The 13,143-nt window shown below is 61.4% G+C and carries 14 protein-coding genes; 9 read left to right on the top strand and 5 right to left on the bottom strand.

Features of this window, described 5'->3' with window-relative positions; translation table 11 throughout:
* Positions 1-15: 15 nt before the first annotated feature.
* The 3 genes from ALTER154_RS09465 to ALTER154_RS09455 form a co-directional block, all read right to left on the bottom strand.
* Entirely contained in the window at positions 16-645 is a 630-nt protein-coding gene (locus ALTER154_RS09465; RefSeq protein WP_160086522.1) for a thiol:disulfide interchange protein DsbA/DsbL, read from the bottom strand.
* 154 nt (positions 646-799) lie between these two features.
* On the bottom strand, positions 800-1,405 hold the full coding sequence (locus ALTER154_RS09460) for a cytochrome c (protein WP_160086520.1): 606 nt from the start codon (positions 1,403-1,405) through the stop codon (positions 800-802).
* A gap of 45 nt (positions 1,406-1,450) precedes the next feature.
* Positions 1,451-1,741 (bottom strand): cytochrome c5 family protein, encoded by a 291-nt coding sequence (locus ALTER154_RS09455; protein ID WP_090254425.1) that lies wholly within the window; start codon positions 1,739-1,741, stop codon positions 1,451-1,453.
* A 246-nt stretch (positions 1,742-1,987) separates the two neighbouring features.
* On the opposite strand from ALTER154_RS09455, the gene yihA reads away from it, so the two are divergent.
* Positions 1,988-2,641, top strand: coding sequence for a ribosome biogenesis GTP-binding protein YihA/YsxC (yihA, locus tag ALTER154_RS09450; RefSeq protein WP_160086518.1), 654 nt, complete (start codon positions 1,988-1,990; stop codon positions 2,639-2,641).
* A 306-nt stretch (positions 2,642-2,947) separates the two neighbouring features.
* Here the strand turns inward: yihA and polA are convergent, their stop codons facing one another.
* Positions 2,948-5,800 carry a DNA polymerase I gene (gene polA, locus ALTER154_RS09445; protein ID WP_160086516.1) on the bottom strand — a complete coding sequence of 951 codons (2,853 nt, stop codon included), beginning with the start codon at positions 5,798-5,800 and terminating at the stop codon, positions 2,948-2,950.
* Between the two features lie 74 nt (positions 5,801-5,874).
* Here polA and ALTER154_RS09440 point away from each other — a divergent pair, with 74 nt between their 5' ends.
* Together ALTER154_RS09440 and ALTER154_RS09435 are read left to right on the top strand one after the other, a co-directional pair.
* Positions 5,875-6,159, top strand: coding sequence for a DUF2782 domain-containing protein (locus tag ALTER154_RS09440; protein ID WP_090254419.1), 285 nt, complete (start codon positions 5,875-5,877; stop codon positions 6,157-6,159).
* A 15-nt stretch (positions 6,160-6,174) separates the two neighbouring features.
* On the top strand, positions 6,175-7,125 hold the full coding sequence (locus ALTER154_RS09435) for a homoserine kinase (protein ID WP_090254417.1): 951 nt from the start codon (positions 6,175-6,177) through the stop codon (positions 7,123-7,125).
* A gap of 14 nt (positions 7,126-7,139) precedes the next feature.
* On the opposite strand, the gene znuA is transcribed toward ALTER154_RS09435, so the two are convergent.
* On the bottom strand, positions 7,140-8,153 hold the full coding sequence (znuA, locus tag ALTER154_RS09430; RefSeq protein WP_160086514.1) for a zinc ABC transporter substrate-binding protein ZnuA: 1,014 nt from the start codon (positions 8,151-8,153) through the stop codon (positions 7,140-7,142).
* Positions 8,154-8,219: 66 nt separating this feature from the next.
* Between znuA and ALTER154_RS09425 the strand changes: the two genes are divergently transcribed.
* The 6 genes from ALTER154_RS09425 (at position 8,220) to ALTER154_RS09400 (ending at position 13,098) form a co-directional block, all read left to right on the top strand.
* Positions 8,220-8,705: a Fur family transcriptional regulator gene (locus ALTER154_RS09425; protein ID WP_160086512.1), complete on the top strand. Its 486-nt coding sequence runs from the start codon at positions 8,220-8,222 to the stop codon at positions 8,703-8,705.
* A complete protein-coding gene (gene znuC / locus ALTER154_RS09420) occupies positions 8,702-9,508 on the top strand; it encodes a zinc ABC transporter ATP-binding protein ZnuC (protein ID WP_160086510.1) in 807 nt (268 codons plus the stop codon). The genes ALTER154_RS09425 and znuC overlap by 4 nt, the downstream gene beginning before the upstream one ends.
* Positions 9,501-10,289: a zinc ABC transporter permease subunit ZnuB gene (znuB, locus tag ALTER154_RS09415; protein ID WP_160086508.1), complete on the top strand. Its 789-nt coding sequence runs from the start codon at positions 9,501-9,503 to the stop codon at positions 10,287-10,289. The genes znuC and znuB overlap by 8 nt, the downstream gene beginning before the upstream one ends.
* A 68-nt stretch (positions 10,290-10,357) precedes the next feature.
* Positions 10,358-11,212 carry a PA5502 family lipoprotein gene (locus ALTER154_RS09410; RefSeq protein ID WP_090254408.1) on the top strand — a complete coding sequence of 285 codons (855 nt, stop codon included), beginning with the start codon at positions 10,358-10,360 and terminating at the stop codon, positions 11,210-11,212.
* 201 nt (positions 11,213-11,413) lie between these two features.
* Complete coding sequence (locus ALTER154_RS09405; RefSeq protein WP_160086506.1) at positions 11,414-12,421, top strand: methionine ABC transporter ATP-binding protein; 1,008 nt, start codon at positions 11,414-11,416, stop codon at positions 12,419-12,421.
* Positions 12,421-13,098: a methionine ABC transporter permease gene (locus ALTER154_RS09400; protein WP_090254404.1), complete on the top strand. Its 678-nt coding sequence runs from the start codon at positions 12,421-12,423 to the stop codon at positions 13,096-13,098. Before ALTER154_RS09405 ends, ALTER154_RS09400 begins: the two co-directional genes overlap by 1 nt.
* Positions 13,099-13,143 lie beyond the last annotated feature (45 nt).

Raw genomic sequence — 13,143 nt, 5'->3', positions numbered from 1 at the left:
ATCCGCGCACGCCGATTACTGCGCGGCGCGTTCTTTGGCGATCAGATGATCCGCCACTTGCAGGGTTTGCTGCGGGCCGCCCGAACTGCTGATGTCGAAACGGTATTTGCCGTTGACGATCATCACCGGTACACCAGTGATCTGGTAAGCCATAGCGAGTTTCTTGGCCTTTTCCAGCTGGCTCTTCACGCCAAACGAGTTGTAGGTTTTGAGGAAGGCGTCCTTGTCGATGCCTTCGGCAGCCAGGAAGTCGGCCATTTCTTCCGGGGTGGCGAGCTTCTTGCCCTGTACGTGGATGGCGTCAAACACTGCGGCATGCACCTTGTGCTCGGCTTTCATCGCTTCCAGGGTGATAAACATCTGACCATGTACGTTCCACATGCCACCGAACATGGCCGGAATGCGGACGAAGTTGACGTCATCCGGCAGGGTATCGATCCATGGGTTGATGGTTTCTTCAAATTTGTAGCAATGGCCACAGCCGTACCAGAACAGCTCAACCACTTCGATCTTGCCAGGCTTGGCAACCGGTACTGGATTGCCCAGCTCAACATACTGCTTGCCCGCTTCAATTGGCTCGGCATGAGCGCTCAAGCCAAACAGGCTGGCGGTGACGAGAGTGGCACTGAGGATCAGGTTACGCATGCATTACTCCTTGGCTATAAACGGCGCGTGATGGCGAACCGGAGTTCGACCTGCGAAGCAAACTGGGGTTCCGTGCATTGTAGCGATGCCCACAATGAAAAAGGGTGGCCTGGGCCACCCTAATTTCATCACAACATGTCGCAGTATTCGCGAATCAATGCAGACCTTGGATAAAGCTGGAAACCGCTTCGATATCCTTGTTGCTCAGCTTGGCCGCGATGGAACGCATGATCATGGTGTCACCATCATTGGTGCGGTTGCCTTCGCGGAAATCCGTCAGCTGCTTGGCGATATAGGTTGCATGCTGACCACCCAGTTGCGGGTAACCGGCGGCATCCAGGCCAGCACCATTCGGCGAATGGCAGCCGGTGCAGGCCGGCATGCCTTCATCCAATTTGCCACCTCGGAACAGCTCGCCGCCCCGCGCGACCAATTTCGGGTCAGCGGCGCCCACGCTCATTTGCTGGCTAGCAAAGTAAGCCGAGATGTCCTGCAGGTCCTGATCACTCAGGTTATCCAGCAAACCGGTCATTTCCACAATTGGACGGGCACCCGACTTGATGTCCTTCAGCTGCTTGAGCAAGTAGCGCTCGCCTTGCCCAGCCAGTTTCGGGAAGTTCGGTGCAGCACTGTTGCCATCGGCACCATGGCACGCACCACACACAACCACCTTACCCTGGCCAGCTTCAGCATTGCCTGCAGCATGTGCGAAGCCAGTGAGGCCCAGGGTCAACAGCAGACTCACGAGTACTTTGTTCATCAGCTAATCCAATTTGCGACTAAGAAAAAGAGTTTGTGCCCAGGCCTACTCGGACATCAGTTTGATGACCGCTTGGTAATCCTCGGCCGAGCAATCCATGCACAGGCCGCGAGGCGGCATGGCATTTAGACCATTGGTGACGCTCAGTACCAGCGCATCCATGCCCTTGGCCAGACGCGGCTCCCATGCAGCTTTATCACCACGCTTGGGCGCAGTTGGGATGGCGCCGCTATGGCACACACCGCACGCACGGGCGTAGACGGCTTCCGGGTCCTGCGCAGCTTGAGCACTCAACGACAGCATCAACGCACTGGCTGCAATCAGCAATTTTTTCATCAGATCAACCTCATCAGGGAGGGGAACGTACTGCTTTCTATGGGCAGATGATCTAAATCGTTCCCGTGAACACTTATCCAAAAGCGGGAGAAAGCGCACACAAAATCTGCGCCATTATATACTGGCGTCATTGAAACGGAAACGACGCAGCTTGCCCGCTATGCGGCAACAGGCAGGCTGCGCGCAAATGTCGCAAGGGCATCGCGCCTGTAACGCCACTCTATGCCCGCCCTCACGGATACCCAGATGCAAGCCAAGAACCCCATTATCGGTCTGTGCCAACAGGCTACTTTCCTTATCAGCGCGGCCAAAGTCGACCAGTGCCCTGAAGATTTCGGCCATGAAGTGGCCTTCGCCGGGCGCTCTAACGCCGGTAAATCCAGCGCGCTGAACACCCTGACCCACGCCAGCCTGGCACGCACCTCGAAGACGCCGGGGCGCACCCAGCTGCTCAACTTCTTCAAACTTGACGAAGAGCGCCGCCTGGTCGACTTGCCGGGTTACGGGTATGCCAAGGTGCCGATCCCGTTGAAACTGCACTGGCAGAAACACTTGGAAGCCTACCTGGGCAGCCGCGAATGCTTGCGCGGGTTGATGCTGATGATGGACATCCGCAAACCGCTGACCGAGTTCGATATCCTCATGTTGGATTGGTCGGTTGCCAGCGAAATGCCCATGCATATCCTGCTGACCAAGGCCGATAAGCTGGCTTTTGGTGCAGCGAAGAACACCTTGCTCAAAGTGCGTCAGGATATTCAAAAGGGCTGGGGTGATCGCGTCAGCATCCAATTGTTCTCTGCGCCCAAGCGCATTGGCATCGAAGACGCTCAGGAAGTACTGGCGCAATGGATGCAACTGGGCGAGTTTGCCCTGCCGGATGACGAAGAAACCGAAGCCTGATCCAGACGGCCGAAGGGCAGCCACCCCGGATAGCAGGCAAAAAAAACCCCGAAACTTCTTATGGGGGAGGGAAGTTTCGGGGTTCAACATCCGAACCGCTAGGGCGGGGTCCAGAATCTGCCAACACTTAACACAACAAAGGAGCATCGAATGGTTGTCTAGGCCATTCATAAACTCTGAGTGGTTAAGCCGAGGCAAAGTTCAGGATCGCGGCGTAATTAATTAGTTATAAGCGCGCCCGTATTGATACTCATACGCCTTTAGCACCCGCCATATGGGCGCTGCAGCCAAATTGCGGCGCGCGAATCAATGGGCTTCATCCCAGTTATCGCCCACACCTACTTCCACCAGCAACGGAACATCCAGCGCGGCGGCATTGCCCATCAGCGGCTTGATCTGCTCGCTGACCTGCGCGACAAGATCCTCACGCACCTCCAACACCAGTTCGTCGTGCACCTGCAGGATGACTTTGGCGTCCAGGCCGGATTCGCTCAGCCAGTTGTCCACGGTGACCATGGCGCGCTTGATGATGTCCGCCGCCGTGCCCTGCATCGGCGCATTGATCGCGGTGCGCTCGGCGCCTTTACGCAGCGCCTGGTTCTTCGCGTGGATATCCGGCAGGTACAGGCGGCGGCCGAACAGGGTTTCGACAAAACCCTGCTCGGAGGCCTGCTCGCGGGTACGTTCCATATAAGCCAGCACGCCGGGGTAACGGGCGAAATACACATCGATATAGGCCTGCGCCTGCTTGCGGTCGCAGCCGATCTGCTTAGCCAGGCCGAACGCGCTCATACCGTAGATCAGGCCGAAGTTGATCGCCTTGGCGCTGCGGCGCTGATCACTGGTGACCTCCTCCAACGGCACGCCGAACACTTCGGCAGCGGTGGCCTTGTGCACATCGCGGCCATGGCGGAAGGCATCCAGCAGGCTTTCGTCCTTAGCCAGGTGGGCCATGATGCGCAGCTCGATCTGCGAATAGTCCGCCGCCAGCAGCTTATAGCCCTTCGGCGCGACAAAGGCCTGGCGAATACGCCGGCCTTCAGCGGTGCGGATCGGGATGTTCTGCAGGTTCGGGTCGGTGGACGACAAGCGTCCGGTCGCCGCCACCGCCTGGTGATAACTGGTGTGGATACGCCCGGTGCGCGGGTTGATCTGCTCTGGCAGACGGTCGGTGTAGGTACTTTTCAGCTTGCTTAAGGAACGGTACTGCATCAGCACCTTGGGCAGCTCGAAGTCCTGTTCGGCCAGTTCGGCCAACACCGCTTCAGCCGTAGAAGCCTGACCCTTGGCGGTTTTGCTAAGCACAGGCAAACCCAGTTTCTCGTAGAGAATTACGCCCAGCTGCTTGGGTGACGCCAGGTTGAATTCCTCACCAGCAATTTCGAAGGCCTGACGCTCCAGGGCCACCAGCTTTTCGCCCAATTCGTTGCTTTGCAGGCCGAGCAGGTTGGCATCCACCAACGCCCCCTGGCGTTCGATACGCGCCAGCACCGGCACCAGTGGCATTTCGATTTCCTGCAGCACCTTGGCCAGGCTCGGCTCGGTCGACAGTTTGCTCCACAGGTGCTGGTGCAGACGCAGGGTCACATCGGCATCTTCAGCGGCATAGGGCGAAGCCTGGGCCAGGTCAATCTGGTCGAAGGTCAGCTGCTTGGCGCCTTTGCCGGCGATGTCCTCAAAGCGGATATTGCTGTGATCCAGGTACTTGAGCGCCAGGCTATCCATATCGTGACGGGTGGCAGTGGAATCCAGCACATAGGATTCGAGCATGGTGTCGAAGGCAACGCCCTGCACCTCGATGGGCGTGCTGGCATTGGCGAGAATATTGATGTCGTACTTGGCGTGCTGGCCGACCTTGGCTTTGTTCGGGTCTTCGAGAATCGGCTTCAGCGCCTTGAGCACCGCATCGCGGTCGAGCTGAGTCGGTACACCCATATAGGAATGCGCGACCGGGATATAAGCCGCTTCGCCGGCCTTGACCGCAAAGGACAGGCCGACCAACTGGGCCTTTTGTGCATCCAGGCCGGTGGTTTCAGTGTCGAACGCGATCAGCTCGGCGTTGCGCAGTTTTTCCAGCCACTGATCGAACTGCGCCTGATCGAGGATGCACTGGTAATCGCCCAACGCTGCCGCGGCGGGCAATTCGGCAACAACCACTTCGGCAGTCGGTGCATCAGCGGCCGAATTGGCCGGCGTAACGACAGCAGCACTGGCTCTGGGCGCCAGAGCAAACAGGTCATCGGCAGGCGCTGCGACCGGGGCTTTGACCGCCGGGGCCGGGTTGCTGCGCAGCAACTCATCGCGCCAAGTCTTGAATTCCAGCTCGGCGTACAGCTCCATCAGGGCCGGAACATCCATCTCACCCGGGTGCAGCGAGTCGATGGCGATATTCAGCGGCACATCCAGTTTGATTGTCGCCAGGGCGTAGGACAGGTAGGCCATGTCCTTGTGCTCGGCGAGTTTGGCCGGCAGGGTCTTGGCCCCACGAATCGGCAATTCCGGCACCTTGTCGAGATTGGCGTAGAGCACATCCAGACCGCCGCCGACGCCGACCAGCAGGCCCAGCGCGGTCTTCTCGCCCACGCCCGGCACGCCGGGAATGTTGTCGACCTTATCGCCCATCAGCGCCAGGTAGTCGATGATCAGCTCAGGACCGACACCGAATTTCGCTTTCACGCCATCGATGTCGTAGACGCTACCGGTCATGGTGTTGACCAGCGTAACGTGCGGGCAAACCAGCTGCGCCATGTCCTTGTCGCCGGTGGAGATCACCACGTCACGGCCCTCGGCTGCGCACTGGCGGGCCAGGGTGCCGATCACGTCATCGGCCTCAACGCCCTCGACACACAGCAGCGGGTAGCCCATGGCCTTGACGCTGGCGTGCAGCGGCTCGACCTGGACGCGCAACTCATCGGGCATCGACGGGCGATTGGCCTTGTACTCGGCGAACATTTCATCGCGGAAGGTCCCGCCCTTGGCGTCGAACACCACAGCAAACGGGCTTTTCGGGTACTGCTTGCGCAGGCTCTTGAGCATGTTCAGCACGCCCTTCACCGCGCCGGTGGGTAAGCCCTTGGAGGTGGTCAGCGGCGGCAGGGCGTGGAAGGCACGGTAAAGGTAAGACGAACCGTCAACCAGAACGAGAGGGGCTTGGCTCATGAGCAGGATCAACCTTTTCGGCGGGGGCGGCGGTAGAATGGCCGCACCATTGGAATCAAAGGGACAAGGTTATCATGCGCGCACTCAATCGCCTGTTGCTCGCCAGCCTGCTGGCATTCACCACCCTAGTCGCCCACGCCGAAGATCCGGTTTCGGCCGATCCGGATGTAACCATTCGCCAGGACGGCGACCGCACCATCCATGAATACCGGGTCAACGGTTTTCTCTACGCGGTCAAGGTCATCCCTAAAGGCGGCAAACCGTACTTCTTGGTACGCGCCGATGGCAGCGATGGCAACTTCGTCCGCTCGGACAGCCCGGATATGTTGATTCCGGCCTGGGAAATTTTCAGCTGGTAAGAAGGCAGTTCTGCAATGTCGGTGTTTACCCCGCTTGAGCGCCACGAGCTCGAGGCGTTTCTCGCCCCCTATGGCCTGGGTCGCTTGCGCGACTTCCAGGGCATTGCTGCTGGCAGCGAGAACAGCAATTTCTTCGTCAGCCTAGAGCAGGGCGAGTTCGTTCTGACCCTGATCGAGCGCGGCCCAAGCGCCGACTTGCCATTCTTTATCGAGTTGCTCGACGTATTGCACGACGCGGGGCTGCCCGTGCCTTACGCCCTGCGCACGACCAGCGGTGAAGCGCTGCGCAGCCTGGCGGCAAAACCGGCGCTGCTGCAACCGCGCCTGGCCGGCAAGCATGTACATGAGGCCAACCCGCATCACTGTCAGGAAGTCGGTGCGCTGCTGGCGCGCATTCACCTGGCCACGCGCAATCAGCCGCTGCCGCGCAAGAGTGATCGGGGACTGGACTGGATGCTCGCCGAAGGGCCAAGCCTGGCCCTGAAGTTGCCTGATGAACAGGTGCCACTGCTGCGTGATGCACTGGCGGAGATCCACACGCTCAAGCCGCGCATCCTCGCCTTGCCGCAGGCCAACCTGCATGCCGACCTGTTCCGCGACAACGTGCTGTTCGATGGTAACCACTTGGCCGGGGTGATCGACTTCTACAACGCCTGTTCGGGGCCGATGCTCTATGACTTGGCGATTGCCCTGAACGACTGGTGCTCGCGGGATGACGGCAGCCTCGACAGCAAGCGCGCGCAGGCACTGCTAGGCGCCTACGCTGGTTTGCGACCGTTTACTGCGGCCGAAGCTGAATTGTGGCCGGCCATGCTACGCATCGCCTGTGTGCGCTTCTGGCTGTCACGCCTGATCGCTGCCGAATCCTTCGCCGGCCAGGAAGTGCTGATCCACGACCCGGCAGAATTCCAGCGCCGCCTGGCACAGCGTCAGCAGGTCGAGCTGGCGCTACCGTTCGCCTTCTAAAGTCAGGGCGCTAATTACAGCGCTTCGAGACACCCGGCCAATTCGCCCGCCATGTTTTCCAGCAGGGCTTCGTAGCCGCCAGTATCCACTGGCAAAGCGCCGCCCATAGCGTCTAACTCAGCCAGGGTGACCGGCAGGCCGCCGGTCAGGGTTTGCGCCAGGCGCGGGCGAAACGGCGGCTCGCTGAACACACAACTCGGGCCGGCCTGCTGCAAGCGTTCGCGCATGGCAGCCACGTGCTGGGCGCCGGGCTGCACCTCGCCAAGCACACTGAATACCCCCGCGTGCTTGAGGCCATAGGCGGCCTCGAAGTAGTCGTAGGCTTCGTGGAAAACGAAGTAGGGCTTGCCAGCCAGACCATTCAGGCGACTTTTCAGGCGCTGATCCAGAGCATCCAGGCGCGCGCCAAAAGCCTTGGCATTGGCCTGGTAACGCGCGGCATTGGCCGGGTCGGCTTGCGCCAGGTCGGTGGCGATCTTGCCGGCAATCACCCGGGCATTGGCCGGCAGCAACCAGAGGTGCGCGTCCAGGCTGCCGGGGCGGTGGGCGTGGTCATGCTGGTCAGCGGCATGCGCGTGATCTGCGTGATCTGCGTGATCTGCGTGATCTGCGTGATCTGCGTGATCTGCGTGATCTGCGTGATCTGCGTGATCATCCTCATGCTCGGCGTGTTGCGCATCGCTGTCGCCAAAATGACGCAAGGACATACCTGGAACATCCTGCACCGCCACACTCGGCTTATCGCGGCCAGCCAGCACGCGCGGTAGGAAGCTTTCCAGATCCGGGCCGATCCAGTACAGCAGGTCGGCTTCGCGCACGCTGCGCACATCGGAGGGGCGCAGCGCATAGTGGTGCGGTGAAGCGCCAGGCGGCAGCAGTACATCAGGCTGGCCAACGCCATCCTGCACAGCAGCGGCAATCAGCTGCAGCGGCTTGATGCTGGTCAGCACGCGCACATCGGCGTGAACCCCGAAACTCAGGGGAAAAGTGATAAACAACAGGGCAAAAGCCGGAAAAAGACGCAACACGGAGAGCACTCAAGCGGGAAGGAACAGGTAATATAATAACGTCTCTCACCTTATTCGTCGTTGCCCATGACTCAAGCGCCCCTGGCCTCACGCCCACACGACCATTCTCATTGCGTCAGCCATGCCCTGGCAGAGGCGGAGAGCATCTGCACGCGCCAGGGGCTGCGCCTGACCACCTTGCGTAAACGCGTGCTGGAACTGGTCTGGGCCAGCCACAAACCGCTGGGCGCCTACGACATTCTCGGCGTGTTGAGCGACGAAGACGGCCGCCGCGCCGCGCCGCCGACGGTGTACCGCGCCCTGGATTTCCTGCTGGAAAACGGCCTGGTGCACCGCATCGCCTCGCTTAACGCCTTTGTCGGCTGCAGCCACCCGGAACACGCCCACCAGGGCCAGTTCCTGATCTGCCGAAGCTGCAATGCGGCCATCGAGCTGGAACAGGCCACGATCAGCAACGCCATTATCAGCAGCGCGGCCGGTGTCGGCTTTGCCGTGGAAAGCCAGACGGTGGAAGTGGTCGGCCTGTGCGCAGGCTGCCAGGAGCCCGCATGAGCGATGCCCTGATCAGTCTCGCCGGGGTGGGTGTGACCTTCGCCGGGCAGAATGTGCTGCAGGATGTACAGCTCAGCGTAAAGCCGGGTGAAATCGTCACCCTGATCGGCCCCAACGGCGCCGGTAAAACCACGCTGGTGCGCGCTGTACTCGGTCTGCTCAAGCCGGACAGCGGCAGCGTCTGGCGCAAGCCCAAACTGCGCGTCGGCTATATGCCGCAGAAGCTGCATGTGGATGCCACCCTGCCGCTCTCGGTGCTGCGCTTTCTGCGCCTGGTGCCGGGCGTCAGCCGTACGGATGTGCAAGCAGCGCTGGCCGAAGTGGGCGCGGAACAGGTAATCGACAGCCCGCTGCAAAGCATCTCCGGCGGCGAACTGCAGCGCGTGCTGCTAGCACGTGCCCTGCTGCGCAAGCCAGAACTGTTGGTGCTGGATGAGCCGGTACAGGGCGTCGACGTTGCCGGCCAGGCTGAGTTGTACCGCTTGATCACCCAGCTGCGCGATCGCCATGGTTGCGGTGTGCTGATGGTCTCCCACGACCTGCACCTGGTGATGAGCACCACTGATCAGGTGGTCTGCCTCAACCGTCACGTCTGCTGTTCCGGCCATCCGGAACAGGTCAGCTTCGATCCGGCCTTTGTCGAGCTGTTCGGCGAGGACGCCAAGAGCCTGGCCGTCTACACCCACCACCATGACCATGAGCACGATCTGCATGGCGCGGTAGTTACCGAGGCACCTGCGGGCCTGAGCATCAAAGGCCCGGTAAAACCGCATATTCACGGAGATGGCTGCAAGCATGGCTGATTTTCTGCTCAACGCCCTGCTCGCCGGCCTCGCCCTGGCGTTAGTCGCCGGCCCGCTGGGTTCCTTTGTGGTGTGGCGGCGCATGGCTTATTTCGGCGACACCCTGTCGCATGCCGCGTTGCTCGGCGTGGCACTCGGCCTGATGCTCGACGTCAGCCCGACCCTGGCGGTGACCGTCGGCTGCGTGCTCCTGGCGGTATTGCTGGTGACCCTGCAAAGCCGCCAGCCGCTGGCCTCCGACACCCTGCTCGGCATCCTCGCCCACAGCACCTTGTCGCTGGGCCTGGTGGTGCTGAGCTTTATGCAGGATGTACGCATCGACCTGATGGGCTATTTATTCGGCGACCTGCTGGCGGTCGGCCCCACTGATCTCGCCTGGATCATCGGCGGCAGCGCCCTGGTGCTGGTGCTGCTGGCCCTGCTGTGGCGGCCGTTGCTCGCGATTACCGTGCATGAAGAGCTGGCCAAGGTCGAAGGTCTACCGGTGGCGGCAATTCGTCTGAGCCTGATGCTGCTGATCGCCGTGGTGATCGCCGTGGCGATGAAGATCGTCGGCGTGCTGCTGATCACCTCCCTGCTGATCATTCCCGCCGCTGCCGCCCAACGCCATGCGCGCACCCCGGAACAGATGGCGTTCGGCGCCAGCCTACTGGGCATCGTCGCGGTATGCGGTGGGCTGAGCCTGTCTTGGTTTCAGGACACGCCGGCCGGTCCGTCCATTGTGGTCAACGCCGCAGCATTGTTTCTACTGAGTTTTGCCCTTCCCAGACGCACCGCCTGAAAAATTGGTTGTGTCAGGCGGCGCAGTGTAAACTTGCGCGTTTTTTGCACAACTCGAGACGCGCAGTCATGAAATCGTTCGTTTTCCGTGGTTTTGCCCTGAGCCTGGTTCTGCTGCTGGCCGGCTGCCAAAGTGCGCCGCAGCAACCGGCCAACTTGCCGGTGGATGACCTGGTCAGCGCTTTTCGCCAGCTCGATCAGAGCCTGGCCAGCGGCGACCTGAGCAGCGCCGAGAGCCAGCTTGGCAGCCTGCAGCAACGCGCCGCCGGCGATACCCGCCTGGAGCAATACCAGCGCCAACTCGCCGAAGCCCATCTGCAACAGGGCCAGAAAGCCCTGCAGGCCGGTGATCTGGATAACGCCACCAAAGCCCTGAGCCGCGCTCGCAGCCTGATGCCGCAGGCGCCGGCACTGACCACCGGCCTGGATGGCGCCATCGCCCAGGCCCGTGAAGCCGAACTGGCCGCTGCCGAACAACGTCGCCGTGCCGCCGAGCAAGCGGCTGCCCAGGCCGAAGCCGCCCGTCTGGAGCAAGCGCGTCAGTTGCGCCTGGCGGCCGAACGGCAGGCCGCCGCGATTCAGGCCACTCAGCTACCGAATACCCCGCCAGCCGAAGAGCCCGCACCAGCCAAGCCGCAAGCGAGGCTGATCAACCCCGCCGCCGCCAGCAGCGTGATTGGCATGCCGATGCTGGATAACCAGGACAACGAGCGCCTGCGCAGCCTGCTCGACGGTGTGGCGGCGGATATGGTCGCGTTCAATTGCGCGGTGCGCATCGAAGTACGCCAGGCCAAGGATTTCCCCTGGGTCGCCTCCCTGCTCAATGCGCGGATCAAGCGCCTAGACCCGAGTTTCAGCCCGCGCATAAGCCAGGTGATCAAGCCCGCTCAGGTGCCGCAGCTGGTGCTTAGCCCGCAGCGTTAACCACGTTGCGCTGCGATCACGACCGGGCTTGCCCGGTCGTTTGCATTGGCGCTGGCTACACTGCCCATAGCAGTCAGCCATCTAATGCAATTTAGCTATAACCATAGGTCTACAAAGATTTTTGCGACCTAAACAGCGCCGGGTAGACTAGCCGCCGTTTCGGCCTACCCGGCAGCCCGAAAAACCCAAAAGGTTTATCCCGTGATCAATTTTCACCAGGTCCACAAGGCGTATCGCGTCGGTGGTCAGGACATCCCCGCGTTGCAACCGAGCGATCTGCAGATTGCCCGGGGCGAAGTGTTCGGCATCATCGGTCACTCCGGCGCCGGCAAAAGCACCCTGCTGCGTCTGATCAACCGCCTGGAACAGCCCTCCGGCGGGCGCATCGAGATCGACGGTGAAGACGTCACCGCGCTCGATGCCACAGGCCTGCGGCGTTTCCGCCAACAGGTCGGGATGATCTTCCAGCACTTCAATCTGCTGTATTCCAAGACCGTTGCCGACAACGTCGCTCTGCCGCTGAAACTGGCCGGCGAGTTGCCGCGCAGCGCGATCAATGCCCGCGTTGCCGAGTTGCTGGCGCGGGTCGGCCTGCAGGATCACGCCAACAAGTACCCGGCGCAGCTCTCCGGTGGACAGAAACAACGCGTCGGCATTGCCCGCGCCCTGGCCACCGAACCGAAAATTCTGCTGTGCGACGAAGCCACCAGCGCCCTCGACCCGCAGACCACCGCCTCAGTGTTGCAGCTGCTGGCCGAGATCAACCGCGAGCTGAACCTGACCATCGTGTTGATCACCCACGAGATGGACGTGATCCGCCGCGTCTGCGACCGCGTTGCCGTCATGGATGCCGGCGTTATCGTCGAATCCGGCCCGGTGGCCGAAGTGTTTCTGCATCCGCAGCACGCCACCACCAAACGCTTCGTGCAGGAAGCCGAGCAGATCGACGAGAACGAACAGCGTGACGATTTTGCCCATGTCGCCGGGCGCATCCTGCGCCTGACCTTCCAGGGCGAGGCCACCTACGCGCCGCTGCTGGGCACCGTGGCCCGCGAAACCGGAGTGGATTACAGCATCCTCGCGGGGCGTATCGACCGCATCAAGGACACCCCCTACGGCCAGCTGACCCTGGCCCTGACCGGCGGTGATCTCGACGCCGCGCTGGCGCGTTTCGAAGCCGCCGACGTTCATCTGGAGGTGCTGCGCTAATGGAAGCCTTACTGACTCGCCTGCTACCCAACGTTGATTGGGCGGAGATAGGCTACGCCAGCCTGGACACCCTGAGCATGCTCGGCGGCTCCATGCTGTTTACTGTGCTGCTCGGCCTACCGCTGGGTGTGCTGCTGTTTCTCACCAGCCCACGGCAGATGTTCGAACAGAAGGCCTTCTACGGTTTTCTGTCGCTGCTGGTGAACATTCTGCGTTCGGTGCCGTTCGTGATCCTGCTGATCGTGATGATCCCCTTCACGGTAATCGTCACCGGCACCTCGCTGGGCGTCGCCGGGGCCATCCCGCCGCTGGTAGTCGGGGCCACGCCGTTCTTCGCGCGGCTGGTGGAAACCGCGCTGCGTGAAGTCGACCGCGGCATTATCGAAGCGACCCAGGCCATGGGCGCGACCACCCGGCAGATCGTGGTCAACGCGCTGCTGCCCGAGGCGCTGCCCGGCATTATCGCGGCCATCACCGTAACGGCGATCACCTTGGTGTCCTACACCGCCATGAGCGGCCTGATTGGCGGCGGAGGCCTCGGCGACCTGGCCGTGCGTTATGGCTATCAGCGTTATCAGCCGGACGTGATGGCGGTGACGGTGATCCTGCTGCTGGTGCTGGTACAGATTCTACAAACCGTCGGCGACAAGCTGGTGGTGCACTTTTCCAGAAAATAAGGTGCCCCACGGGGCACACAAAATAGCGGAATACCGGTTACCTGC

It is taken from the genome of Pseudomonas sp. 9AZ, from assembly GCF_902506525.1.
Lineage (GTDB): Bacteria > Pseudomonadota > Gammaproteobacteria > Pseudomonadales > Pseudomonadaceae > Aquipseudomonas > Aquipseudomonas peli.
This window is presented reverse-complemented; position numbering and strand designations above follow the sequence as displayed.